The sequence below is a fragment of the Streptomyces sp. NPDC002055 genome (genome assembly GCF_040296705.1).
Classification (GTDB): Bacteria; Actinomycetota; Actinomycetes; order Streptomycetales; family Streptomycetaceae; genus Streptomyces.
This window is the reverse complement of sequence record NZ_JBEOXS010000029.1, coordinates 1-23,126: the sequence shown is the minus strand read 5'-3', so window position 1 is coordinate 23,126 and position 23,126 is coordinate 1. Positions and strand designations below refer to the sequence as shown.

15 protein-coding genes are annotated in these 23,126 nt (G+C 74.3%); 1 reads left to right on the top strand and 14 read right to left on the bottom strand.

Annotated features, from left to right (window positions below; genetic code table 11):
• Positions 1 to 37: 37 nt before the first annotated feature.
• From ABT112_RS19345 to ABT112_RS19280, 14 genes are all read right to left on the bottom strand, one after another.
• Positions 38 to 1,489, bottom strand: coding sequence for an MFS transporter (locus tag ABT112_RS19345; protein ID WP_351511140.1), 1,452 nt, complete (start codon positions 1,487 to 1,489; stop codon positions 38 to 40).
• 8 nt (positions 1,490 to 1,497) lie between these two features.
• Positions 1,498 to 1,710 carry an MbtH family protein gene (locus ABT112_RS19340; RefSeq protein ID WP_351511138.1) on the bottom strand — a complete coding sequence of 71 codons (213 nt, stop codon included), beginning with the start codon at positions 1,708 to 1,710 and terminating at the stop codon, positions 1,498 to 1,500.
• Between the two features lie 24 nt (positions 1,711 to 1,734).
• Positions 1,735 to 10,734: a non-ribosomal peptide synthetase gene (locus tag ABT112_RS19335; protein WP_351511136.1), complete on the bottom strand. Its 9,000-nt coding sequence runs from the start codon at positions 10,732 to 10,734 to the stop codon at positions 1,735 to 1,737.
• Positions 10,735 to 10,810: 76 nt separating this feature from the next.
• Complete coding sequence (locus ABT112_RS19330; RefSeq protein WP_351511134.1) at positions 10,811 to 12,424, bottom strand: UbiD family decarboxylase domain-containing protein; 1,614 nt, start codon at positions 12,422 to 12,424, stop codon at positions 10,811 to 10,813.
• A 14-nt stretch (positions 12,425 to 12,438) separates the two neighbouring features.
• Positions 12,439 to 13,137, bottom strand: a complete 699-nt coding sequence (locus ABT112_RS19325) for a beta/alpha barrel domain-containing protein (protein ID WP_351511132.1) — start codon at positions 13,135 to 13,137, stop codon at positions 12,439 to 12,441.
• Complete coding sequence (gene trpF / locus ABT112_RS19320) at positions 13,134 to 13,826, bottom strand: phosphoribosylanthranilate isomerase (protein ID WP_351511130.1); 693 nt, start codon at positions 13,824 to 13,826, stop codon at positions 13,134 to 13,136. Before trpF ends, ABT112_RS19325 begins: the two co-directional genes overlap by 4 nt.
• A gap of 4 nt (positions 13,827 to 13,830) precedes the next feature.
• The gene (locus tag ABT112_RS19315) at positions 13,831 to 15,198 is read right to left on the bottom strand and encodes a TrpB-like pyridoxal phosphate-dependent enzyme (protein ID WP_351511129.1); all 1,368 of its coding nucleotides are present in this window, start codon (positions 15,196 to 15,198) and stop codon (positions 13,831 to 13,833) included.
• Between the two features lie 35 nt (positions 15,199 to 15,233).
• The gene (locus ABT112_RS19310) at positions 15,234 to 15,917 is read right to left on the bottom strand and encodes a transglutaminase-like domain-containing protein (protein ID WP_351511128.1); all 684 of its coding nucleotides are present in this window, start codon (positions 15,915 to 15,917) and stop codon (positions 15,234 to 15,236) included.
• Positions 15,918 to 15,965: 48 nt separating this feature from the next.
• The gene (locus ABT112_RS19305; protein ID WP_351511127.1) at positions 15,966 to 17,105 is read right to left on the bottom strand and encodes an acyl-CoA dehydrogenase family protein; all 1,140 of its coding nucleotides are present in this window, start codon (positions 17,103 to 17,105) and stop codon (positions 15,966 to 15,968) included.
• A gap of 37 nt (positions 17,106 to 17,142) precedes the next feature.
• A complete protein-coding gene (locus ABT112_RS19300; protein ID WP_351511126.1) occupies positions 17,143 to 17,517 on the bottom strand; it encodes an ectoine synthase in 375 nt (124 codons plus the stop codon).
• Positions 17,514 to 18,380, bottom strand: coding sequence for a tryptophan synthase subunit alpha (gene trpA / locus ABT112_RS19295; protein WP_351511124.1), 867 nt, complete (start codon positions 18,378 to 18,380; stop codon positions 17,514 to 17,516). Before trpA ends, ABT112_RS19300 begins: the two co-directional genes overlap by 4 nt.
• Positions 18,373 to 19,422: a hypothetical protein gene (locus ABT112_RS19290; RefSeq protein ID WP_351511122.1), complete on the bottom strand. Its 1,050-nt coding sequence runs from the start codon at positions 19,420 to 19,422 to the stop codon at positions 18,373 to 18,375. The genes trpA and ABT112_RS19290 overlap by 8 nt, the downstream gene beginning before the upstream one ends.
• Positions 19,419 to 19,679: a phosphopantetheine-binding protein gene (locus ABT112_RS19285; RefSeq protein ID WP_351511120.1), complete on the bottom strand. Its 261-nt coding sequence runs from the start codon at positions 19,677 to 19,679 to the stop codon at positions 19,419 to 19,421. Before ABT112_RS19285 ends, ABT112_RS19290 begins: the two co-directional genes overlap by 4 nt.
• 51 nt (positions 19,680 to 19,730) lie before the next feature.
• The gene (locus tag ABT112_RS19280) at positions 19,731 to 21,230 is read right to left on the bottom strand and encodes an AMP-binding protein (RefSeq protein ID WP_351511118.1); all 1,500 of its coding nucleotides are present in this window, start codon (positions 21,228 to 21,230) and stop codon (positions 19,731 to 19,733) included.
• 579 nt (positions 21,231 to 21,809) lie between these two features.
• Between ABT112_RS19280 and ABT112_RS19275 the strand changes: the two genes are divergently transcribed.
• Positions 21,810 to 22,745: a helix-turn-helix transcriptional regulator gene (locus tag ABT112_RS19275; RefSeq protein WP_351511116.1), complete on the top strand. Its 936-nt coding sequence runs from the start codon at positions 21,810 to 21,812 to the stop codon at positions 22,743 to 22,745.
• The last annotated feature ends 381 nt before the right edge of the window (positions 22,746 to 23,126 follow it).

The following is a 23,126-nucleotide window of genomic DNA, read 5'->3' as shown; positions in this document are numbered from 1 at the left end:
AATGGCGGGTGTCGCGTGCGGGTGGTGGGTGCGCCGGTCAGCTCCTGCCGCTCCGGGCCGGCGCGGCACCGGCCGCGGACTCGGCCGGACCGGGTGCGTCCGGCGTCGCGCCGCGGACGGCGAGCGTGACCGCGGCCCCGAGGAGCATGAGGGCGACGGGCAGCAGGTAGGTGAGGCGGATGGCGGTGGTGGTGTCCTGCCGGGCGAGCTGGACCTGGAGGAGCGCGCCGACGGCGGCGGAGCCGAGCAGACTGCCGCACAGCCGGGTGGTGTTGAACAGTCCGGAGGCGGCGCCGGCCATGGCGGGGTCGATGTCCCGGAAGGCGACGACCGCCGCCGGGGCGAAGGCCACCCCCATGCCGACGCCGACGCAGAGCAGCCCGGGGAGCAGCGCGGCCTGTCCGGAGTCGGCGCGGATCAGGGCGGCCAGCAGGGCGATGCCGCCGGCGAAGAAGAGCAGCCCGGTGACCATGACGTACTTGCCGCCGAAGCGGTCGGTGAGCCGGCCCGAGTAGGGGGCGATGAAGACCGAGACCAGGGGGGCGACGGCGACCAGCAGTCCGGCGCGGAAGGCGGAGAGGTGCTGGACCTCCTGGAGGTACATCGGGGTGAGCAGCATCATGCCGCCCAGGCCGCACGGCAGGACGCCGACCACGGTGGCCATCACGGTGAAGTTCCGGTTGCGCAGCACGGCGAACGGGACGAGCGGTTCGCGCTCCTGGCGCCGCCGCTCGACGAACGCGAACAGGGCGAGCACCAGCAGTCCGGCGGCGATCAGCACGGGCACGGTGACCGGGCCCCAGACCGTGCCCCAGTTCTTGGACTCGCCCTCCAGCAGCGCGTAGACCAGGAGGAACATCGCGACGGTGAGCAGCGCGGCGCCGGCCATGTCGAGCCGGGGCCGCTTGTCGCCCGTCACCCGGGCCACGCAGAGCAGCATCAGGACGGCGCCGACGGCCCCGATGGGGAGGTTGATCCAGAAGATCCAGCGCCAGCCGAGCGAGGCCACCAGGAAGCCGCCGAAGGTGGGGCCGGCCGCGGCGACGATGCCGGCGAACGAGCCCCAGACGCCGAGCGCGGCGCCGCGGCGCTCCACGGGGAACATCTGATTGATGATCACCATGGCCTGCGGGGTGAGCAGGGCTCCGCCGATGCCCTGGAGGACCCGGGCGGCGATGGCCTCGCCGGGGGTCTCCGCGAGGCCGCAGACGGCGGAGGCCAGGGTGAAGATCAGCAGCCCGGTGAGGAAGACCTTGCGGGCCCCGTAGAGATCGCCGAGGCGTCCGCCGGTGACGAGCAGGACGGCGAAGGAGAGCAGATAGGCGTTGATCACCCACAGCACCTGGGTGAGGTTCGCGTCCAGGCCACTGGTGATCTCCGGGACGGCGACGTTCACGGCGGTGGTGTCGAGCAGGACGACGGACTGTGCCCAGCAGATCGCGAACAGCGCCCACCACGGCGACCGCATCCGGGTGCGGAGGGTACTCATGAGGTCTCCTAGGAGTTCACGGCGCCGATGAGGCTGAGCGGACGCATGTCCGTCCAGGTCTCCTCGATGTGGTCCAGGACCGTCTGCCGGGCCTCGGGCCCGAAGCGGGTGTGCCAGCCGGCCGGCACCTCGAGGTGGCCGGGCCACAGGGCGTACTGGCCCTCGTCGTTGACCACCGCGAGGTAGCGGGCCTCGGTGTCCTCGAACGGGTTGGTCGGCATGGTGCTCTCTCCTCGGTTCAGGGGTCAGGAACGGCCGGACAGCGCGGCGGCCAGCACGGGGCCGATCACCGCGAGCGCCTCCGGCCCCGCCATGGCGCCGTGGACGCACCGAACGGGATGCTCCTCGATCCGGCCGGTGATGTGCGGGACCCACGCCCGGGCGGCGGTGTCGCCGGTGTCCCCGGTGCTTTCGGCGCTCCCGGTGGCGGTGAAGAAGAGGACGTCGCCGTCGTAGCGGCGCGGGGTGAAGGCGGTGGCGAGCCGGACGTTGTCGGCGAAGGCGGCCACCATCGCCGCCAGCCGGGTCTCGCCGAGGGCGGCGAGCGGGCTGTGGCCGTCCGCCAGCAGCTCCAGTACGGCGGCGGGTTCGAGCCCGGCGGGGCCCTCGGGGACGGGGTGGCCCAGGGATTCGAGCAGTTGGGCCATCACCTCCTCCTGGCCGGACGGGCCCGCGGCGGCGGTGCCGGGGCGGCTGTCCAGCAGGGCCAGCAGGGCCACCTCCTCGCCCTGCTCGCGCAGGAGGACCGCGATCTCGTGGGCCAGCGTGCCGCCGAAGGACCAGCCGAGCAGGTGGTACGGGCCGTGCGGCTGGATCTCCCGGATCCTGGCCAGGTATCCGGCGGCCAGCTCCCCAACGGCCTCCGCGGGCGCGGCGTCCTCGGGCGCGGCGTCCTCGGGCGCGGCGTCCGGGGACAGCAGCCGCGGCGACTGGAGCCCGTACACCGGCCGTTCCGGGTCCAGATGGCGCAGCAGGCCGGAGTAGACCCAGGCGATGCCGGCGGCCGGGTGGACGCAGAAGAGGGGCGGCAGGTCACCCTGGGGGCGCAGCGGCAGGACGGTGTCGAAGTCGTCGCCCCGGGCGTCCGGGCCGTCCCCGAGCCGGGCCGCGAGGGCGGCGACGGTGGGTGCCTCGAACAGGGTGCGGATGCCGGGCGTGACGCCGAGCACCGCGCCGATCCGGCCGGTGAGCCGGGTGGCGAGCAGAGAGTGGCCGCCGAGGTCGAAGAAGTTGTCGTCGATGCCGACCCGGGGCACTCCGAGGATCTCGGCGAAGAGTCCGGCCAGGATCTCCTCGTGGACACTGCGCGGGCCGCGTCCGGAGACGGCCGCCTCCGGCTGCGGCTCCGGGAGGGCCTTGCGGTCGAGCTTGCCGCTGGGGGTGAGCGGCAGCGCGTCCAGGACGACGACGGCCGCGGGCACCATGTACGCGGGGAGTTCGGCGGCGAGGGCGGCGCGCACCTCGGCCGGGTCGGCGGCTGAGCCCGGGGCGGGCACCACATAGCCGATGAGCTGCTTCGGCCCGTCGTCGCCCGTGCGGGCGACGGCCACCGCGGTGTCCACGGCGGGGTGCCGGGCGAGGGCCTGTTCGATCTCGCCGAGCTCGATGCGGAAGCCGCGGATCTTGACCTGGTGGTCCACTCGTCCGAGGAACTCCAGCTCCCCCGCGTCGTTCCACCGGACCAGGTCCCCGGTGCGGTACATCCGCGAACCGGCCGGACCGTAGGGGCAGGGCACGAACCGCTCCGCCGTCAGCCCCGCACGCCGCCAGTAGCCGCGCGCCACCCCGTCACCCGCGATGTACAGCTCCCCCGCCACGCCCACCGGAACCGGCGACAGGCCGGCGTCCAGCACGTACACCCGGGCGTTGCGGATGGGCCGGCCGATCGGCGGGGTGCCGCCGCCGGGGGCGAGGGGGTCGCTCATGGTGGTGACGACGGTGGCCTCGGTGGGCCCGTACACCTGCATGACGCGACGCCCGGGGGCCCAGCGTTCGACGAGTTCGGCGGAGAGCGCCTCGCCGCCGACGACGAAGCCGCGCAGGTCGGGCAGGTCGCCCTCGGGGAGCGAGGCGAGCATCGGGGCCACCAGGTCGGTGTGGGTGACCCGGTGGTCGCGCAGCAGGTCCCGCAGGTCCTCGCCGAACACCTGCCGTTCGGGCGCGGGCACGACCAGGGCCGCACCGGAGGTGAGGGTGAGGGCGATGTCGGCCAGCGAGACATCGAAGCTGATGGAGACCAGCAGCAGGAAGCGGCTCGTCGGGTCCAGCCCCAGCCGGTCGATGTGCTCCCCCGCCACGCCCGCGATGCCGCGGTGGGTGACGACGACGCCCTTGGGACGGCCGGTGGATCCGGAGGTGTAGATGACGTACGCCGGGTGGGCCCGGGTGAGCGGGGCGCGCCGGTCGGCGTCGGTGGGGTCGTGGTCGGGCAGGGCGTGCAGCAGGGCGGCGGTGGCGGGGTCGTCGAGGACGACCGCGGGGACGCCGGCGGGCACGGCGCCGGCCGCCCGCGCGGTGGTCAGCGCGAGCACCGGGGAGCCGTCGTCGAACATCTGCCGCACCCGGTCGGCCGGGTAGTCCGGGTCGACGGGCAGATAGGCGGCGCCCGCCTTCACGGTGGCCAGCAGCGCGACGATCACGTCCACGGAGCGGTGCGCGGTGAGCGCGACGAAGTCCTCGGGGCCGACGCCGAGCCCGATGAGGTGGTGGGCGAGCCGGTTGGCCCGCTTGTTGAGCTCCCGGTAGGAGACCGCCGTGTCCCGGAAGAGCACGGCGTCGGCGTCGGGGGTGCGCCGCACCCGGTCCTCGAACAGCTGCGGCAGGGTGTCCCCGGCGACCGGGTGCGCGGTGGCGTTCCAGGTCTCCAGCAGCCGGGTCCGCTCCGCCTCCGGCAGGACGGCGATGGCGCCCAGCCGCTGCCCGGGGTCGTCGGCGACGCTCTCCAGGACGCGCAGCAGGCAGCCGGCGATCCGGTGGGCGGTCGCCTCGTCGAAGAGGTCCGCGCTGTACTCGACGACTCCGGTGATGCCGTCGGGGGTGCCGTCCGGGGTGCGCCGCTCGGTGAGGTCGACGGCGAGGTCGAAGCGGGCGGTGCCCAGGTGCGGCACGGTGACCTCGGACTCCAGCCCGGGCAGGTCGAGTTCGGGCCGCAGGCTGTCCTGGAAGGCGAGGAGCACCTGGAAGAGCGGGTGCCGGGCGAGCGAGCGCGCCGGGTTGAGCGCCTCGACGAGCCGCTCGAACGGCAGGTCGGGGTGGGCGTAGGCGGCGAGCCCGCGGTCCCGCACCCGGGTCAGCAGCTCGGCGAAGGTCGGATCGCCGGAGGTGTCGGTGCGCAGCACCAGGGTGTTGGCGAAGAAACCGACCAGCCCGTCCAGGGCCTCGTCGGTGCGGGCACCGACGGGGCTGCCGAGGGGGATGTCCTCCCCGGCGCCGAGCCGGGTGAGCAGGGTGGCCAGGGCCGCCCGGAGCGCCATGAAGACGGTGGCGCCGCGGGTCCGGGCCATGGCGTGCAGTCTGCGGTGCAGCTCCGGCGGCACGGTCAGCGGCACGGTGCCGCCCCGGTAGCCGGCCAGCGCCGGGCGCGGCCGGTCGGTGGGCAGGTCCAGCTGGTCGGGGAGGCCGGCCAGTTCGGTGCGCCAGAAGGCGAGCTGTTCGCTCATCCTGCTGTCCGGGTCCGTCTCGTCGCCGAGGTGCCGCCGCTGCCAGAGGGCGTAGTCGGCGTACGGGACGGGCAGCGGCTGCCAGTCGGGGGCGCGGCCGGCCAGCCGCGCCGCGTAGGCGCGGGAGAGGTCACGGGTGAGCGGGGTGGTGGAGGGGCCGTCGCCCGCGATGTGGTGCAGGACGAGCAGCAGAACGTGCTCCTGCTCCCCGGTGGCGAGCAGGTGGACCCGCAGCGGGGTCTCCCGGGTGAGGTCGAAGCCCTGGTGGGCCAGTTCGCGGACGGTGGTGTCCAGCTCCCCGGGCGCGACGCGCCGGGTCAGCACCCGCGGCCGGCTCGCGTCGGGGCCGAGGACGTGCTGCCGGGGCTCGCCGTCCGTCTCGGGGAAGACGGTGCGCAGGGCCTCCTGGCGGCGGACCACATCGGCCAGGGCCTCGCCGAGCGCCGCCGTGTCCAAGGGGCCGCGCAGCCGGATGACCAGCGGAATGTTGTAGAGCGAGCCGTCGTCCTCGAAGCGGTTCAGGAACCACAGCCGCTGCTGCTGGAAGGAGAGCGGCAGGCGCTCGGGGCGCGGGCCGGCGGGGCGCAGGCCGGCGCCGGCCGCGGCGGCGCCGCCGAGCCGCCGGGCGAGGGCGGCGACGGTGGGCGACTCGAAGAGGTGACGGATCTTCAGCTCGCCGCCGTGCAGCGACCGGATCCGGCTGATCAGCCGGATGGCGAGCAGCGAGTGGCCGCCGAGCGCGAAGAAGTCGTCGTCGGTGCCGACCGCGGGCACGCCGAGCACCTCGGCGAACAGCTCGCAGAGCAGCTCCTCCTGCGGGGTGCGCGCGGCCTTCCGCTCGCCGGACTCCGTGGCCGCGGGGGCCGGGAGAGCCTTCCGGTCGAGCTTGCCGTTGGGGGTGAGCGGGAACGCCTCCAGCACCAGGACGGCGCCGGGCACCATGAACCGCGGCAGCCGCTCGCCGACCGCGGTGCGCAGCGCCTCCGGTTCCGGCGCTTTCCCGGGTTCGGGGACGACATAGCCGGTCAGCCGCTGGTCGCCGGGGGTGTCCTCGCGGACGACGACCACGGCGCGGGCGATCCCGGGGAGGTCGGTGAGGGCCTGTTCGATCTCGCCGAGCTCGATGCGGAAGCCGCGGATCTTGACCTGGTGGTCCACCCGGCCCAGGAACTCCAGCTCCCCGGCCTCGCTCCACCGGACCAGGTCCCCGGTGCGGTACATCCGCGAACCGGCCGGACCGAACGGGCACGGCACGAACCGCTCCGCCGTCAGCCCCGCACGCCGCCAGTAACCACGCGCCACCCCGTCACCCGCGATGTACAGCTCCCCCGCAACCCCCGCCGGAACCGGCGACAGGCCGGCGTCCAGCACGTACACCTGTGTGTTCCGGATGGGGCGGCCGATGGTCGGTGCCGCCTCCCCGACCGGGGAGGAGGTGGACCAGATCGCGGTCTCGGTGGGCCCGTACATATTGGTCACCGAGCGGCAGGCAGCGGCGAGTTCCGTGGCCAGAGCGGGCGGCAGCGCCTCGCCGCCGACCAGCGCGGTCAGCCCGCGCAGCGCGTCCGGCCGGGCGGCCAGCAGCTCCTGCCAGAGGGAGGGCGTGGCCTGGAGGTGGGTGGCGCCGGTCTCCGCCACGAGGGCGGCGAGCGCGGCGGGGTCCCGGACGGTCTCCTCGTCGGGGAGGACCACCGCGGCGCCGCTGCGCAGCGGCAGGTACATCTCCAGGGCGGCGATGTCGAAGGCGATCGTGGTGACGGCGGCGAGCCGGTCGTCGGAGCCCATGCGGAACAGGTCGTCCATGCCCGCGAGGAAGTTGTCCAGCGCGGCCCGGGGGACGACGACGCCCTTCGGCCGCCCGGTGGAGCCCGAGGTGTAGATGACGTACGCGGGGGCGCCCGGGAGCACCGGCCGGGCCGCCGGGGCGGCCGCCGGGTACTGCCGCAGGGCGTCCGCGGTCTCCGGCGCGTCGAGGTGGAGCCGGGGCGCGTCCGCGGGGAGCGCGCCGTCCGTGCCGGTGGTGGTGAGGACGAGAGCGGGGCGGGCGTCGTCGAGCATGTGGGCGACGCGGTCGGCCGGGTAGCCGGGGTCGAGCGGGAGATAGGCGGCGCCGGTGCGCAGCACGGCCAGCAGGGCGACGACCAGGTCCGGGATGCGGGGCAGGGCGAGGGCGACGAAGCTGCCCTCGCCGATGCCCCGGTCGAGCAGCAGCCGGGCGAGCCGGCCGGCCCGCTCGTGCAGTTCGGCGTGGGTGAGGGTCCGTGCCGCGGTGACGACCGCGGGGGCCTCGGGGGTGCGGGCCGCGACCGCCTCCAGCTGTGCGGTCAGCCCCTCCCGCGGCGTGGTCCGGCGGGTGTCGTTCCAGGTCTCCAGCAGCCGGTGCCGCTCGTCGGGGGTGAGCACCCCGAGCGCGCCCAGCCGGCGGCCGGGGTCGGCGGCGGCGTCGGTGAGCAGCAGCGTCAGCCGCTGCAGCAGGAGTTCGACGGTGCCGCGGTCGAAGAGGTCGGTGCTGTACTCCACCATGCCGCCGATCCCGGCGGGCTTGCCGTCCTCGCCGGTCAGCTCCTCGACGTAGAACGACAGGTCGCACTTGGCCACCGCCAGCGCGAACGGCACCGGCTCGACACGCACCCCGGGCAGCTCCGGGCGCGGGTGCGGGAAGCTCTGCAGCGCGAGCAGCACCTGGAAGAGCGGGTGACGGCTCATGGAGCGGGCCGGGTTCACCGCCTCCACCAGCCGTTCGAACGGCACGTGCTGATGGGTGTAGGCGGCCAGGCCGGTCTCCCGCACCCGGGCGAGCAGTTCGGTGAAGGCGGGGTCGCCGGAGGTGTCGGTGCGCAGCACCAGGTTGTTGATGAACAGGCCGACCATGGGCTCGGTCGCCTCGTCGGTCCGGCCCGCGACGGGGCTGCCGATCGGGATGTCCTCGCCCGCGCCGAGCCGGGTCAGCAGGGCGGCCAGCCCCGCCTGGAGCACCATGAACAGGCTGCACCCGTGCTCCTGGGCCAGGCCGCGCAGCGCGGTGTGCAGCTCCGCCCCGAGCGCCACGGGGACGGTGTCGCCGCGGTAGCTGCCGCGGGCCGGCCGGGGCCGGTCGGCGGGGATGTCCAGCTGGTCGGGCAGCCCGGCCAGGGCGGCCGTCCAGTGGTCGAGTTCCCGGGCGAGCAGCGAGCCGGGCCCCTCCCCCAGCGCCTCGCGCTGCCACAGGGTGTAGTCGGCGTACTGCGCGGGCAGCGGCTCCCACCGCGGCGCGGCGCCGGAGGTGCGGGCGCGGTAGGCGTGCGCCAGGTCCTCCATGAGCGGGGCGTGCGACCAGCCGTCGGTCGCGATGTGGTGCAGGGTCAGCAGCAGGAGGTGGCGGTCCTCGCCGGTGCGGAACAGATGGGCGTGCAGCGGGGTCTCGTCGGCGAGGTCGAAGCCGCGCAGGCTCTCGGCCGTCATCGCCCCGGGCAGCTCCTCCGCGGTGACGGTGGAGGTGCGCAGCTCGACGCCGGCCGCGTCGCGGACGTCCTGGTACGGCTCCCCGTCGTCGGCGGGGAAGACGGTGCGCAGCGCCTCGTGGCGGCCGGCGACGTCGGCGAGGGCGCGGCGCAGGGCGTCGGTGTCCAGCGCTCCGTCGAGCCGGTGGGCGAGCGGGATGTGGTAGGTCGCGGAGGGGACGTCCTCCATGCGGCTGAGGAACCACAGCCGCCGCTGGGCGTACGAGAGCGGGATCCGGGCGGGGCGCCGGGCGGCCCGGCGCAGCGGCGGGGTCTCCTCGGCGGCGGCGCCGTGGGACTCGGTCCAGCGGGCCAGCGCCGCCGGGGTGGGCGCCTCGAAGAGGCTGCGGACGTCCACCGCGGCGCCGAGGGCGGTGCGGACCCGGCTCACCAGCCGGGTGGCGAGCAGCGAGTGGCCGCCGAGGCCGAAGAAGTCCTCGTCGGCGCCGACCGCCTCCAGCCCCAGCACCTCGGCGAAGAGGGCGCACAGCAGTTCCTCGCGCGGGGTCCGCGCGAGGCGTCCGATGCGGGTACGGGCGCCGGAGGGCGCGGGCAGGGCCTTGCGGTCGAGCTTGCCGTTGGGGGTGAGCGGGAACGCCTCCAGCACCACGACGGCGGACGGGACCATGTACTCCGGCAGCGTGCGGGACAGCCGGGCGCGCACCCGGGCCGGGTCCGCCGCGCAGCCGGGCTCGGGCACGAGGTAGCCGATGAGCCGCCGGTCGCCGGGCCGGTCCTCGCGGATGGTCACGGCGGCCTGGGCGACGCCGTCCAGCGCGCCGAACGCGGTCTCGATCTCGCCGAGTTCGATCCGCACGCCGCGGATCTTCACCTGGCTGTCCACCCGGCCCGCATACTCGACGGCGCCGTCCTCCCGGCGCCGGGCCAGGTCACCGGTGCGGTACATCCGGGAGCCCGGCTCCCCGAAGGGGTTGGGCAGGAAGGACTCCGCGGTGCGGCCGGGGCGGCCCAGATAGCCGTGGGCCAGCTGGACACCGGCCAGATAGAGCTCGCCGGTCTCCCCCAGAGCGGTCTCCCGCAACTGCGCGTCCAGCACGTACACCTGGGTGTTCCACACCGGCCGGCCGATGGGCACGGTGGTGGCGCCCGGCTCGGGGACGCACTCCCAGGAGGTGACGTCCACCGACGCCTCGGTGGGCCCGTAGAGGTTGTGCAGTCCGGCGGTGTCACCGAGCAGCGTGCGGAACCGCTCGGCGAGTTCCAGCGGCAGCGCCTCGCCGGAGCAGATGACCCGGCGCAGGCTGGTGCACTGCGCGGCGGTGGGCTCCTCGGTGAAGAGCTGGAGCATGGAGGGCACGAAGTGGATCGTGGTGATCCGCTCCGTGCGGATGATCTCGCTGAGGTAGCCGGGGTCGCGGTGGCCCTCGGGCCTGGCCATGACCAGCGCCGCGCCGTAGGAGACGGGCCAGAAGAACTCCCAGACGGAGACGTCGAATCCGGAGGGGGTCTTCTGGAGCACCCGGTCGTCCTCGCCGAGCCGGTACTCGGCCTGCATCCAGCTCAGCCGGTTGACGATGCCGCGGTGCGGGACGACGACGCCCTTGGGGTGCCCGGTGGAGCCGGAGGTGTAGATGACGTACGCCGCGTCCTCGCCGTGCACCGGGCGGGCCGGGGCGAACGGCACGGAGGGCTGCGCGGCCAGCAGCCCGCGCGTCTCGTCGGTGTCGAGCACGACGGTGCGCAGGCCCTCGGGGCGCGCACCGGCCGGGATCAGCTCCTCGGCCGCGGTGTGGCTGAGCACCAGCGCGGGGGCGGAGTTCTCCAGCAGATAGGCGATGCGCTCGGCCGGGTAGCCGGGGTCGACCGGCAGATACGCCGCGCCGGCCTTGACCACGGCCAGCAGCGCGACCTGCAGTTCGGTGGAGCGGGGCACGGTGACCGCGACGATCGAGCCCGGCCCGACGCCCGCCCCGGCGAGGAGGTGGGCCAGCCGGTCGGTGCGCTCGTCCAGCTCGGCGTAGCTCAGCCGCTCGCGTTCGTGGACCAGCGCGAGGCGTTCGGGGGTACGGGCGACCTGTGCCGCGAAGAGCCCCGGCAGGGTGGTGGAGGCGTCCGGCAGTCGCACCGTGGTGTCATTCCATTTCACCGTAAATATCCTCCACAGCCCAAGAGTTCACAACGTATAGCGATCGGTACGTCTTCAGCGGATCCGGGCCTGGCCGCTAGCGGTCATGGCCCGCACCGGACAGCCCGTAGCTGCGGGCGGTGCGCGCCCGGAGCGCGAACGGGGTGGTCGCGTCGACCGCGGCCCGGCCGGGCGGCCGGCTCCAGCCCCGGGCGCGGGTCCACTCCTCGGTGCCGGACGGGTCCATGGGGACCGGTCCGGACGCGTCCCGGGAGAGGGTGTCGAGGGCGAGGTTCGCCCGGGTGGTGAGGGCCCACAGCAGGTCCTCCGGGCAGGAGATCCGCACGTCGTCGTCGGTGACGACCACCAGCTTCAGGAAGGAGTGCTGCGCCAGCAGCGACCGGGCGATCCGGGCCGGGGCGGCGTCCCCCTCCGCGCTCTCCTTGCGCACCGCGACGGCCAGCAGCAGCATCCCGCCGCCCGCCGCCGCCTGGTGCAGCTCGCGGACGGCCGCGCCGGGGACGTCCGGCAGCGACAGCCCCGCCGAGAGGGCGCCCGCGATACCCAGGATGTGCGACTGCTCCCGGCCCGGCCCGATGACGGCCTGGTAGACGGGGTCCCGGCGGTGGGTGACGGCGGTGACGGTCAGCACCGGCAGCCCGGTGCGGGAGCGCCCGTCGTAGCCCAGGAACTCCGGGAGCGACCAGCCGCTGCCGGTGACCGTCTCGTCGGCGAGCGTGCCGTCGAGGTACCCCTCCAGCACGATCTCCGACTCCGCCAGCACCGACGCCCCGTCCTGGGTGAGCGCCGGGGCGAGGGCCACCGGCGCGCCGGCGAGGGCGCCCGCGACGGCGAGCTTGTCGAGCCCGGACGGCAGGAAGCGGGTGCCCAGGGCGGAGGCCACCATGGCGGCGGGCGGCACCCCGATGCTGACGGTGACCGGCAGCCGGCGCCCGGCGCCGACGGCTCGTTCGTACAGGGCCCCGAGCTGCCGCCCCGGCACCATCCAGACCGTGAGCCGGGTGCGGTCCAGCACCAGCATCCGGTGCGAGGACAGCGCGGTCTCCCCCGTCTCCGGGTCCTCGGCGCGGACCAGCGCGGCGGTGAGGTACGGCCCGGCGTCCCGCGGGGTGGCGGTGAGCACCGGCAGCCGGCGCAGATCCACCCGGTCGCCGGTGGTCACCCGCTCCCGGCAGGCCGGTTCCGCGACCCGCACCGGAGGCAGCGCCTGCGCCGTGAGCCGCCGGGCGCGCTCGGGCGTGATGCGGTCCGGCAGGCCCGGCAGCCAGCGGCGGAGCCGGTCCTCCGCGCCGTACAGGCCGAGCAGCACCGGCCCCTCGGCCCCCTCGACGGCGGTGTGCAGCACCGCGGGCTCGGGGCGGGAGACGCCGACGGCCGGCACCCCGCCGTGGCGGCGGGCGAAGCGGCCCGCCACCTCGGTACGGGCCAGCGGCGCCGTCTCCCGGAGTACCGCCCCGGGCTCGTGGCCGGCCAGCTCGGCGAGGGCGGCGCGCAGCGACAGCCCGGGAGGGGTGGCCGGCGGCTCGGCGTCCGCCACCGCGGCACCGGGACGCGCCTCCTCGACGGAACACACCGCGTCGGAACACGCCGCGTCGGGACGCGCCGTCTCCTCGGACAGCGCCGCCACCGGACGCGTCCCGCCCTCAGGCCTCACGACCTCCTCCGGCCTCACCGCATCCTCGACGCTCACGACCTCCTCCGGCCTCATCCCGCACGCTCCAGCTCCGCCGCCCAGCCCGGCACGTCGTCCGCCAGCAGCAGCCCCGTGCCGATCAGCAGCGCCCGGTAGCCCGCGCCGAGCAGCCCCCGCGCCTCCTCCGGGGTCCGGATGCCGCTCGCGCTGACCGGCACCGGCGTCCCGGTGGCCAGCACCGCGGGCAGCAGGGCGTGGCTGCGCTCCGGCCCCTCCGGGCCCCGCTCGCGCCGCCGGATGTCCTTGTTGTTGACGGCGACCACGCACCGCTCGCCGTGCACCACGGCGGCGGCCTCCCGTTCGTCCGTCACCTCCACGAAGGGGGTGAGGCCGTGCTCCAGGCAGCTCTCGATGAGCCGCGGCAGCACGGATTTCGGCAGCACGGTGGCGGTGAGCAGCGCGGCGGACGCACCGCGCGCGGCGACGTCGGCGAGCTGCCGCTCCTTGGTGAGGAAGTCCTTGACCAGCACCGGCAGTCCGGTCGCCGCGACGGCCTCGTCCAGCAGTCCGGGGGTGCCGCCGAACCACGACCCGGTGACGACCGAGAGAGCCGGGGCGCCCAACGCCTCGTACTCCCGGACCAGTTGCGCGACCGTCCGGCCGCGGAAGAGGTCGTCGCCGTCGGCGGACCGGCGCTTGAGCTCCATCAGGACCGGCACCCGGGAGGTGCGCAGGGCCTCGCCGAAGCGCCCCGCGGCCGGCGCGCTCATGCCGTGACCTCGTCCCGTACCCGGCCCAGCCGCTGCCACCAGGCGGTGCGGATGGCGTCCACCCGGCGCAGGGTGAGCGAGCCGCCCGGGCCGCGCAGCGCGCTGTCCAGGTCGATCCCGAGCATCCCGGGGTGCCGCAGCACGCTGTCGTACCGTTCGACTCCGGCTTCCGAGAGCCCGCCGGCCAGCAGGAACGGGCGGCCGACCCGCTCCAGTGCCCCGGTGAGCGCGGCCGGGTCCAGCGGCCGTCCGGTGGAGCCGATCCGGCCGTCCGGGCCGACCGAGTCGAAGAGGAAGGAATCCGCCCCGGCCTGCTCGTACGCGCCGATCAGCGGCTCCTCCAGCACCTTGCCGTCCCGGGCGTGCAGCACCTTCACCAGGTGGACCCCGGGCAGCGCGGCCCGGATCCGGCGCACCGTGCCGGGCATCGGATAGCCGTGCAGCTGCACCCGGCGCACACCGGAGGCGGCGACCGCGGCACGCAGCGCCTCGGGGTCCTCCTCCAGCGTGACCAGCACCGGGTCGAGGTGCAGCTGAGCTGCACGGGCGGCCAGCGGGACCAGCCGCTCCAGCGGCAGCTCGGACCTGCCGCCCGGGACGCCGTGCCAGAGCCCGACCTGCTCGACCGGGAACTTCGACAGCCGGCGCAGCTCGTGGTCGGTCACCAGCCCGCACACCTTCAGCAGCACGGTCTCAGCCCTCCTGCCCGCCGGGGACGGGCAGCTGCGCGAGGGAGCGGTCGACCGCGTCCGCGTCGAAGCCGTCGTCCGTGAGCTCCCCGGCGAGGTGGCGCTCGTACGCGCCGAGGTCGAAGTGGCCGTGCCCGGACAGGCCGAACAGGATCACCTGCGAGCGGCCCTCCTCGCGGCAGCGCAGCGCCTCGTCCACGGCGACGCGCACCGCGTGCGTCGACTCCGGCGCGGGCACGATGCCCTCGCTGCGGGCGAACGCGAGCCCGGCCTCGAAGCAGGCGGTCTGCGGCACCGCGCGCGCCTCCATCAGCCCCTCCTCCAGCGCCCGGCTGACCAGCGGCGAGATGCCGTGGTAGCGCAGGCCGCCGGCGTGGATGGGCGGCGGGACGAAGGCATGGCCGAGGGTGTGCATCTTCATCAGCGGGGTGAAGCCGCCGGTGTCGCCGAAGTCGTAGGCCACCCGCCCGCGGGTCAGCGTCGGGCAGGCCTCCGGCTCGGCGGCGATGACCCGCACGGCCTGGCCGCCGCGGAGCTGCCGGCCGAGGAACGGGAAGGCGAGCCCGCCGAGGTTGCTGCCGCCGCCGGCGCAGCCGATCACGATGTCCGGGTAGTCCTCCGCCATGTCCAGCTGGGCCATGGCCTCCTGGCCGATGACCGTCTGGTGCAGCACGACGTTGTTGAGGACGCTGCCGCCCGCGTAGTTGGTGCCCGGGTCGTTCATCGCCAGTTCCAGCGCCTCGGAGGTGGCGATGCCGAGGCTGCCGGGGCAGTCCGGGTCCCCGTCGAGGATCTTCCGGCCGATCTCCGTCTCGGTGGACGGGCTGGGCAGGCAGGTGGCGCCGTACGCGTGCATCAGGGCCCGGCGCTGCGGCTTCTGGTGGTAGCTGACCCGCACCATGAAGACCTTGACCTCGAGGTCGAACAGCGCACCGGCCAGGGCGAGCGAGGAGCCCCACTGCCCGGCGCCGGTCTCGGTCGCCAGCCGCCGGATCCCGGCCGCCTTGTTGTAGAAGGCCTGGGGCACGGCGGTCGACGGCTTGTGGCTGCCGGCCGGGCTGCCGCCCTCGTACTTGTAGTAGATCCGCGCCGGGGTGCCGAGCTTCTCCTCCAGCCGGCGGGCCCGGAAGAGCGGGGACGGCCGCCACTGGGCGTAGATCTGCCGGACCTCGTCGGGGATCTCGATCTCCCGCTCGGTGGACAGCTCCTGCTCGGCGACCTCCTTGGGCATGATCCCGGTCAGGTCGTCGACGGTCGCGGGCTGCCCCGTGCCCGGGTGCAGCAGCGGCTCCAGACCGGGCAGATCGGCGGCGATGTTGTACCAGTGCTCGGGTATGCGCACATCGCTGAGCAGGTACTTCACGGATTTCACGGCGGTGGTCCTCTCGGTGTTCCGGGTGTGTGCGCTCAGCGCGGTGCGGGGGCGGAGCGGGCGTCCGCCTCCAGGGAGCCGGGCACGAAGCGCGCCGCGGCGGGCCCGGTGAAGATCCCCGGGTGCTCCCGGCGCAGCCCGTCGAGCACCCGGTCGTACGGGAGGTCGTCGAACTCCCCGTGCTCCTGCAGGAACTCCATGTGGGCCCGGCCGTTCTCGTCGTACGGGTGGTGCAGGCTGTCGTCCCGGCCGTCGAACTCCAGCGGGCTGATGCCGTACAGCCGGCACAGCAGCCGGTTGAAGACCGGGGTCGCCCGGATCCAGCGGCCCAGGTGGAGGGAGGTGAGGGCGTGGTAGTGGAAGACCTCGCCGCCGATGAACTCCCGTACCGCCTCGGAGGAGAGGTGGTTGCGCACATCGGTGAGCACGATCCGGGCCGGTATGTCCACGGCCCGCAGCGCGGAGACGTAGAGCACCGACTTGTGCAGACACATCCCCTTGCCGGCCTTGAGCACCTGTGAGGCGGTCAGCCCCTCGCGGGAGAGGTCGGCGCCGTAGATCTCGTAGCGGATCCGGTCGCGCACGGCGTAGTAGAGCTTCACCGCGCGGTCGCGGGGGTCCTGGCCGCCGTCGGGCAGTACCTCCGCGACGAACCGCCGGATCTCCGGGGAGTCGTGGTCGAGGAAGGCGGTGCTGCTGAGCGAGGGTGCGAACTCCATGCGGGTACCCCGTCCGGTCGGAAGGTGGAGGCCGTGGCGCGGAAGCGGTCACAGGCCCAGGGCGGCGGCGATGCGGGAGGACTGGATCTCGGAGGTGCCCGAGTAGATCGTCCCGCCGACCGCGTTGCGCAGCTCCTGCTCCAGGCCGTACTCGGCGGTGTAGCCGTTGCCGCCGAAGACCTGTACGGCGCTGAGCGCGGAGGCCAGGTTCGCCTCGCTGACGACGCGCTTGGCGATCGCCAGGTCGGTGGTGACCGACTGCCCCGCGGTGAGCTTCTGCGCGGTGTCGTAGAGCCACTTGGACGCGGTCTCCACGCCGATCTTCATGTCAACGATCTTGTGAGAGACGGCCTGGAAGTCGCCTATCGGCTGCCCGAAGGCGGTGCGCTTCCGGGCGTACTCGACACAGCGCTCCATCCGCTGCCGCATCTCGCCCAGCACGACCGCGAAGGAGCAGAGGATCTCCCACTTCATGACGTGGTCGAGGATCAGGAAGCCGGTGCCGGGCCGCCCGACCAGCGCGGACGCGGGCACCCGGCAGTCGTCGAGGAACAGCTCGCACAGCGGGGAGGACTTCAGCCCCATCTTGGCGATCGGTGTGCCGAACTCCAGCCCGGGGGTGTCCCGTTCCACGGCGAACACGCTGAGCCCCAGCGGGCCCGCCGTGGGGTCCGTCCGGGCGTAGACCATGACCAGCCCGGCCACCGGCCCGTTGCTGACGAACGCCTTGGAGCCGCGCAGCACATAGCCGTCGCCGTCGCGCACCGCGCTGGTGCGCATGTTCAGCGCGTCCGAGCCGACGTCCGGTTCGCTGATGGCGTGGGCGCCGATCAGCGAACCGTCGCAGACCTTCGGGAGGTACCGCCGCTTGGCCTCCGCGGAGCCGAAGCGCTGCAACGGCACCCCGGTGGAGGCCAGATGGGTGGTGACGGAGAAGTTCAGGCCGCCGTTGCGGCAGCCGTACCCCAGCCCCTCCAGCATGTACATGGTGGTGAGCAGCGACTGCCCGAGCCCGCCCCACTCCTCGTCGAACGGCAGCCCCAGCAGTCCGCTGTCCGCCGCCGCGGCCCAGGGCCCGCGCGGGAATTCGGCGTCCGCGTCGTAGCGCAGATGCTCCTCGCCCAGGCGGGCGAACCACGGCGTGAGGCCTTCGCGCAGCTCGCGCTGCTCCCTGGTCCATTCGATCACTGCTGCTCCTGTGGTGGGGGCCAGGCCGGCCGCGTGCTCAGTAGTGGGAGGCGGCGTCGTCGCCGAGGGAGTGCCGCTCGTCGCCGCGCAGCGCCGGGGAGAAGACGCAGATCAGCCGCAGGTCCTCCTCCGGATGGGCGATCAGCCAGTGCGCGTCGTTCCGGTCGAGGGCGTAGAGGGTGCCGGGGCTCACCGGCGTGCTGTTGCCGGCCATGTCGACGACCTCGCCGCGGCCCGAGATGCAGTAGCAGGCCTCGAAGTGGTTCTTGTACTCCAGCAGGGACTTGGTGCCCGCGCTGACCAGGGTGTCGGTGACGGTGTAGCCCATGCCGTCGTCCGCGACGAGGAACCGGCGGCTCAGGCCGTTCCCCCACTCGACGCAGGGCACTTCATCAAGCTGACGGACAATCATGCGTTCCTCCCGTTGGTGCTCGGCGACGCGGCGTCCCGCGCCGCGGATCGCAGCAGATCTCGTACGAAGTGCTCGGCCGCGGCCACCGGGTCCCGCCCGGCCAGCTGCGCCTCCTCCAGCCGGCCCACCAGGGCGGTGCCGACGATCGCGGCGTCCGCGCCCAGCCGGCCCATCGCCCGCACGTCGGCGGCGGTACGGACCCCGAAGCCGACCGCGACCGGGGCGACGCCCGGCCGGGCGAGACCGGCCAGGACGGGCCGCAGGGCCTCCGGGTCGGGGGCGGCGGATCCGGAACGCCCGTAGTGGGCGACGAGGTACAGATAGGCGGAGGCCGAGCGCGCGGCCTCCTCCCGCACCGCGGGCGGGGACGAGGCGTAGCAGGTCGCCACCGTCGGCAGGCCCGCCTCCCGTGCCGCCTCCGCGCAGCGAGGACGGGCCAAGGGGGGAGCACCGTGGACGAGAACGGCGTCCGCCCCGGCCTCCCGCACCTGCCGCATGAAGGGCTCCGGCCCCGCCGGGCGCACGGTGTGCCGCCAGTCGGCGAGCAGCGCGACCCGGGTGTGCCGCAGCCGGGGGCGCACCCGCGCCAGCATCCCCAGGGCGGCCGCCAGGTCCGTGCCGCGGTCCAGGGCCCGGCGGGCGGAGCGCCGGATGACGGGCCCGTCGGTCACCGAGTCCGGGAAGGGCACGGCCAGTTCGAGGCAGTCGACGCCCAGCCCGTCCAGCCGGAGCAGCAGTTCCTCGAAGCGTTCCGGCGGGCCCGGATCGCCCGCGTTCAGGAAGACCGCCAGCCCGGGGTCGCCCGGGCCCCGGCCGGGGAAGAACGGCCGCGGCGCGGGCGGCGCGGCGCGGGTGTCAGCCATGGACCATCACCGCCGGGGGCGCGGCACGGTGCGCCCGCAGCCGCTCCACCAGGTCCACCGCGGCCCCGGAGGCCATGGCGTCCCGGGCCGCGTCCAGGGCCGTGGACCACTCGGCGTACGCGCCGGAGGCGACGGCCGCGGCGGCGGCGTTCAGCCGGATGGACTCCACGGCGGCGCGCGGCCCCCGGCCCGCGAGCAGTTCCCGCAGCTGGGGGCCGGGCGGGGTGCCCTCGGCGGCCGGCGCCAGATCGGCCAGGGTGCCGGGCCCGAAGTCGGCCCCCTCCGGGGCGAGCACCCGCGGGGCCCCGCCGTCCACGCCGATCCGGTTCTCCGCGAAGCTCACCAGCTCGTCCACGCCGAGCCCGTTGTGCACCAGCCACAGCTGCCGCCCGCCGACCGCCCGCAGCGCGGCCAGTTCGGTCAGGACGGGCAGCACCCGCGGGTCCGCGACCCCGGTCAGCTGCGCGGTGACCGGCAGCCGGGGCAGGAACGGCCCCAGGGTGTTCACCGCCCGGCCCACCTGCTTGATCCCGAACGGCATGATGCCGCGGGCCAGCAGGGTCAGCTCGCGCGGGTAGACGAACGGCCCGGCGAACACCACGCCGTACCGCTCCAGCATGTCCTCGCACTCCGGGTACGAACCGGCGAGCGGGACGCCGAGCCGCTCCAGGATGTCCACCGAGCCGTAGCGGCTGGTGTAGCCGCGGGAGCCGGACTTCACCACCCGGGCCCCGGCGGCGGCCGCGACCAGACACGCCGCGGTGGAGAGGTTGAAGGTGGGCGGCCCGCCGCCGGTGCCCACCACGTTCACCGTGCCGGACCAGGAGCCGCCGGCCCGCGGGGCGCGGGCGTCCAGCGACCGGAGGAGGGCGTCGAGCGTGCCGGCGTCCGGCAGCGCCGTCGACAGGGAGGCCAGTACCGCGAGCGCCTCGCCCTGCGCCGTGGCGCCCGACTCCAGCCGGTCCCAGAAGTCCGTCCACGGCTCCGCCCCGGTCACCGGCTCGCGTGCGGTGAGCGCGGGCAGCAGCCGGGACCGGGTCACCGCCCCTCCGGTGCCAGCGCCTTCGGGGCGCAGAACGCGTCGATGGCCGCGACCGTACGGAAGTTGTCGGGCGCGATGTCCAGGGTGTCCATGTCCAGACCGAAGGTGCTCTCCAGCCAGCTCACCAGGGTGAGCAGCCCGAGGCTGTCGATGACACCGTTCGCCAGCAGGTCGTAGTCGTCGGCCAGTTCGTCCGGCGTGATGTCGAGTGCGTACTCGTCGATCAGGAAACGCTTGATCTGTTCGGTGCGCGTCATGGCCTCTCCCCTTGCAATGCGTGTTCGTACGTGTGCGGTGCGCGGTGCGCGTCAGTCCCCGGCCGGGGCCGGGACGGGACGGGCCACCAGCGCGCGGTCGACCTTTCCGGTCGAGGTGCGGGGCAGCGGGGCCTCGGCCCACGCGACCGTGGACGGGACCGCCGCCCGCGGCAGCCGCTGCGCCAGGTACTGGCGCAGCGACAGGTTGTTGAGCCGGGATCCCTCGGCGCGGCGCACCACGGCGTGGAGCCGCTTGCCGGCCCGCTCGTCCGGCAGCGCGAGCACCGCGGCCTCGACGATCTCCCGGTGCGCGGAGAGCGCCGCCTCCACCTCCGCGGTGTTGATCCGCACCCCGCGGACCTTGACGACGAAGTCCCGGCGGCCCTCCAGGGTCAGCGTCCCGTCCTCGTGGCGCCGCACCAGGTCACCGGTGCGGTACCAGGGCACCGGGCCGTCGTCCGGCCCGGCGACGAACGGGCTCTCCGCCGGGCCCGCGACCAGGTATCCGGTCGCCTGGAAGGGGGTGCGGACGACGAGTTCGCCGCGCCCCGGCCCCCGCAGCACCGACCCGTCGTCGGCCCGCACCCAGGCCTCGGCCCCCGGCACCGGCTCCCGGCCGAGCGGCAGCGAGCCGTACGGCATCGGGCCGGCGGGGTCGATCTCGTGCACGAAGCTGTCGTTGGTCTCGGTGCAGCCGTAGACGTTGTGGAAGCGGGCCCCGGGAAAGAGCTCCGGCAGCGCGGCGAACGCCCGCGGCGCCATCGCCTCCCCGGTGACCAGCACATGCCGCACCGAGCCGAAGTGCGCCCCGGTGCGGGCGAGCAGGTCGTACAGCAGCGGCACGCCCTGGACCAGGTCCACCGGGCGGGCCTGCAGCGTCTCCTGCAGATGGGCGGGGTTGCCGGCGAGCCCCTGGTCGACGAGGGACACGCAGCCGCCGCTGCCCAGCGTCGCCCAGATGTCGAGCAGACACAGATCGAAGTTGAGCGGCGCGTGGCTGAGCACGGTGCTCTCCGGCGTGAGGCCGAAGTGCTCCGCCGCCCAGCCGGTGAACCGGTCCACCGCGCCGAAGGACAGGGGTACGACCTTGGGCAGCCCGGTCGATCCCGAGGTGGTCAGCAGCAGCGCGGTGTTCCCCGGGTCCCCGTCGAAGGTCGCGGGCTCCCCCGCCGGCCCGGCACCGGAGCGCACGGCCGTGCCCGCGACCAGCTCCTCCGGATCGGGCAGCCGCTCCGCGCCGGTCGCGGAGAGCAGCGCGGTCAGCGCCTCCTCCCCCAGCTCGGGCGAGACCAGCAGCAGCGGCCGGCGCACCAGCAGAGCGCCGAGCACCACCGCCACCGCCGCGGGCGACTTGGCGGCCACCAGCGCCGCCGGGCGGACCGGGTCCCCGGCCGGCTCCCGGCCGTCCCGGGGCCCGAGCCCGGCCGCCGCGGTGGCGGCCAGGCCCAGGAGCTCCCGGTACGTCGTCGTCCTGCCGTGCCCGAACAGGGCGGGCGCGTGCGGGTTCAGCCGACCGTGCCGGAGCACGCGTCGGGACAGTGAAATCTCCATCGTGGGTCCTTCTCGGCACGGCGTGCGACGCGAATGACGGATTCCGAATTCACCGCGGAACGCAAAAGCGAAGAGTTCTCACGGAATTCGAACGGCCTTTTCTCCGCCCCCGCGGAGCGACCGGGAAGACTTACGGACAACCGAGTTCCCGCCGGGGGAACTCAGCCCCACTCGAAGTCGTTCTCCGCCAAAAGCGCATCGGCCTGCGCCGCAACCTGTGACATCCCCTGTGCCGAGGCCGTACCGGCCGGACCCACGCCGACGATCAGCACGACACACCCCCCGACGACTCCGCGCACCACGCGTCTTGCCGCGCTCTTGGTGCCGCGTCCCCCCGCAGTCGTGTGCACTCCGAACCACCCCCGGTAATCCAACATTGAACGAAACATCCGCTGGAGCGGAGTTTCCCTGACAAAGAGACTCCCCGGCCGACAGCCCCGCGTAAAGTGAAAGTGCCTGGCCGCAGGCTGCCATGGCGCACAGCGGACAGCGGCCCCGCTCCTTCCGCTTAGCCTCTGGAAAGGGGTTGCTGTGGACCTGGGTAAGGACAGAACCTCACTGGCTCGTCTCTACCGCAGCATGCTGAATGAGCCCGCCCTGGGCATGGAGGAAGTACGCCGACGTACGGGGCTCGACGAAGAGGAATTCGCCGAGGCCACCCGGCTGCTCCAGGAGATCGGCGTGCTCTCCGACGACGGCTCGGGCCGCATGACCACCGTGTCCGTGGAGAAAGCGCTCGCCAGACTCACCCTGCGCGCCGAGGAATCGGCCGAGGGCTGGCTGGCGGAGTCCGTACGGCTCCGCAAGGCCATCCGGCTGCTCTCCACCGAACTCGCCGACCAGTACCACAGCCAGGCCAGTCTCGCCTCCGCCGAACTGATCATCGGCATGGAGAACATCTCGGCATCCCTGGAGAGCACCTCCGAGGTCGCCGAACACGAAGTCCTCAGCATGCACCCCGGCCCCGTCGTCGAGAGACGCACGCCCGCCCGCATCGCCCGCAACGCCCGGGCCATCGAACGCGGCGTCGTCATGCGGACCATCCACCTCGCGTCGACCTCCCGCACTCCCCACGGAGTCCGCTACTTACGCGAACTGGAGGAGATCGGCGCCGAGGTGCGGCTGGCCACCACCATCCCGTTCCGGCTGATCGTCGTCGACAACTCGATCGCCTTCACCCCCGCCCCGGGCATCGAGGGCCAGACCGCCGCACTGGTCACCCGCGGCCCCCTCATCACCCACCTGCTGCGCCTGGTCTTCGAACACTGCTGGCACAGCGCGGCCCTCCTCTCCGCCGACACCCCCGCACCACCGGCCGACACCCCGCTCGACGCCCAGCAGGCCTCGGTCCTGCGCCTGCTCAACGCGGGCCTGAAGGACGAGGCCATCGCCCGCGAACTCGGCGTCTCCATCCGCACCCTGCGCCGCATCACCGCCGACCTCATGGACAAACTGGGCGCCACCAGCCGCTTCCAGGCCGGCGTCCGCGCCCAACAACTCGGCTGGCTCGGCTGACCCACACCGGCGCGACAGGCCAAGGCACCAGGCGCGCGACAGGAAGCAAGACAAACGACAAGGCGTGGGACCACAGGACCGGGCAAGGACAGCAGCGCGCCACGACGGTCCGAGGGCGGTCCGGACGCAAGCGCGCCCGGTGCCGCAGGACGGCTGGGTGAACGCAAGGGCCCGGTGCCGCAGGACGGCTGGGTGAACGCAAGGGGGTGGGGCCACCGGGCGGGGTGGTCCGGACGTAAGGGGGTGGGGGCGCAGGGGTAGGGGTTCCGGAAACTTCCGTGTATTTGTGGGCCCCCAGGGCCCGTAAATATGCGTTCCGGAACCCCCCCCCCCGGGGGCCCCCCCCCCCAAACCCCCCCCCCCCCCCCCCCCCCAAAAAAC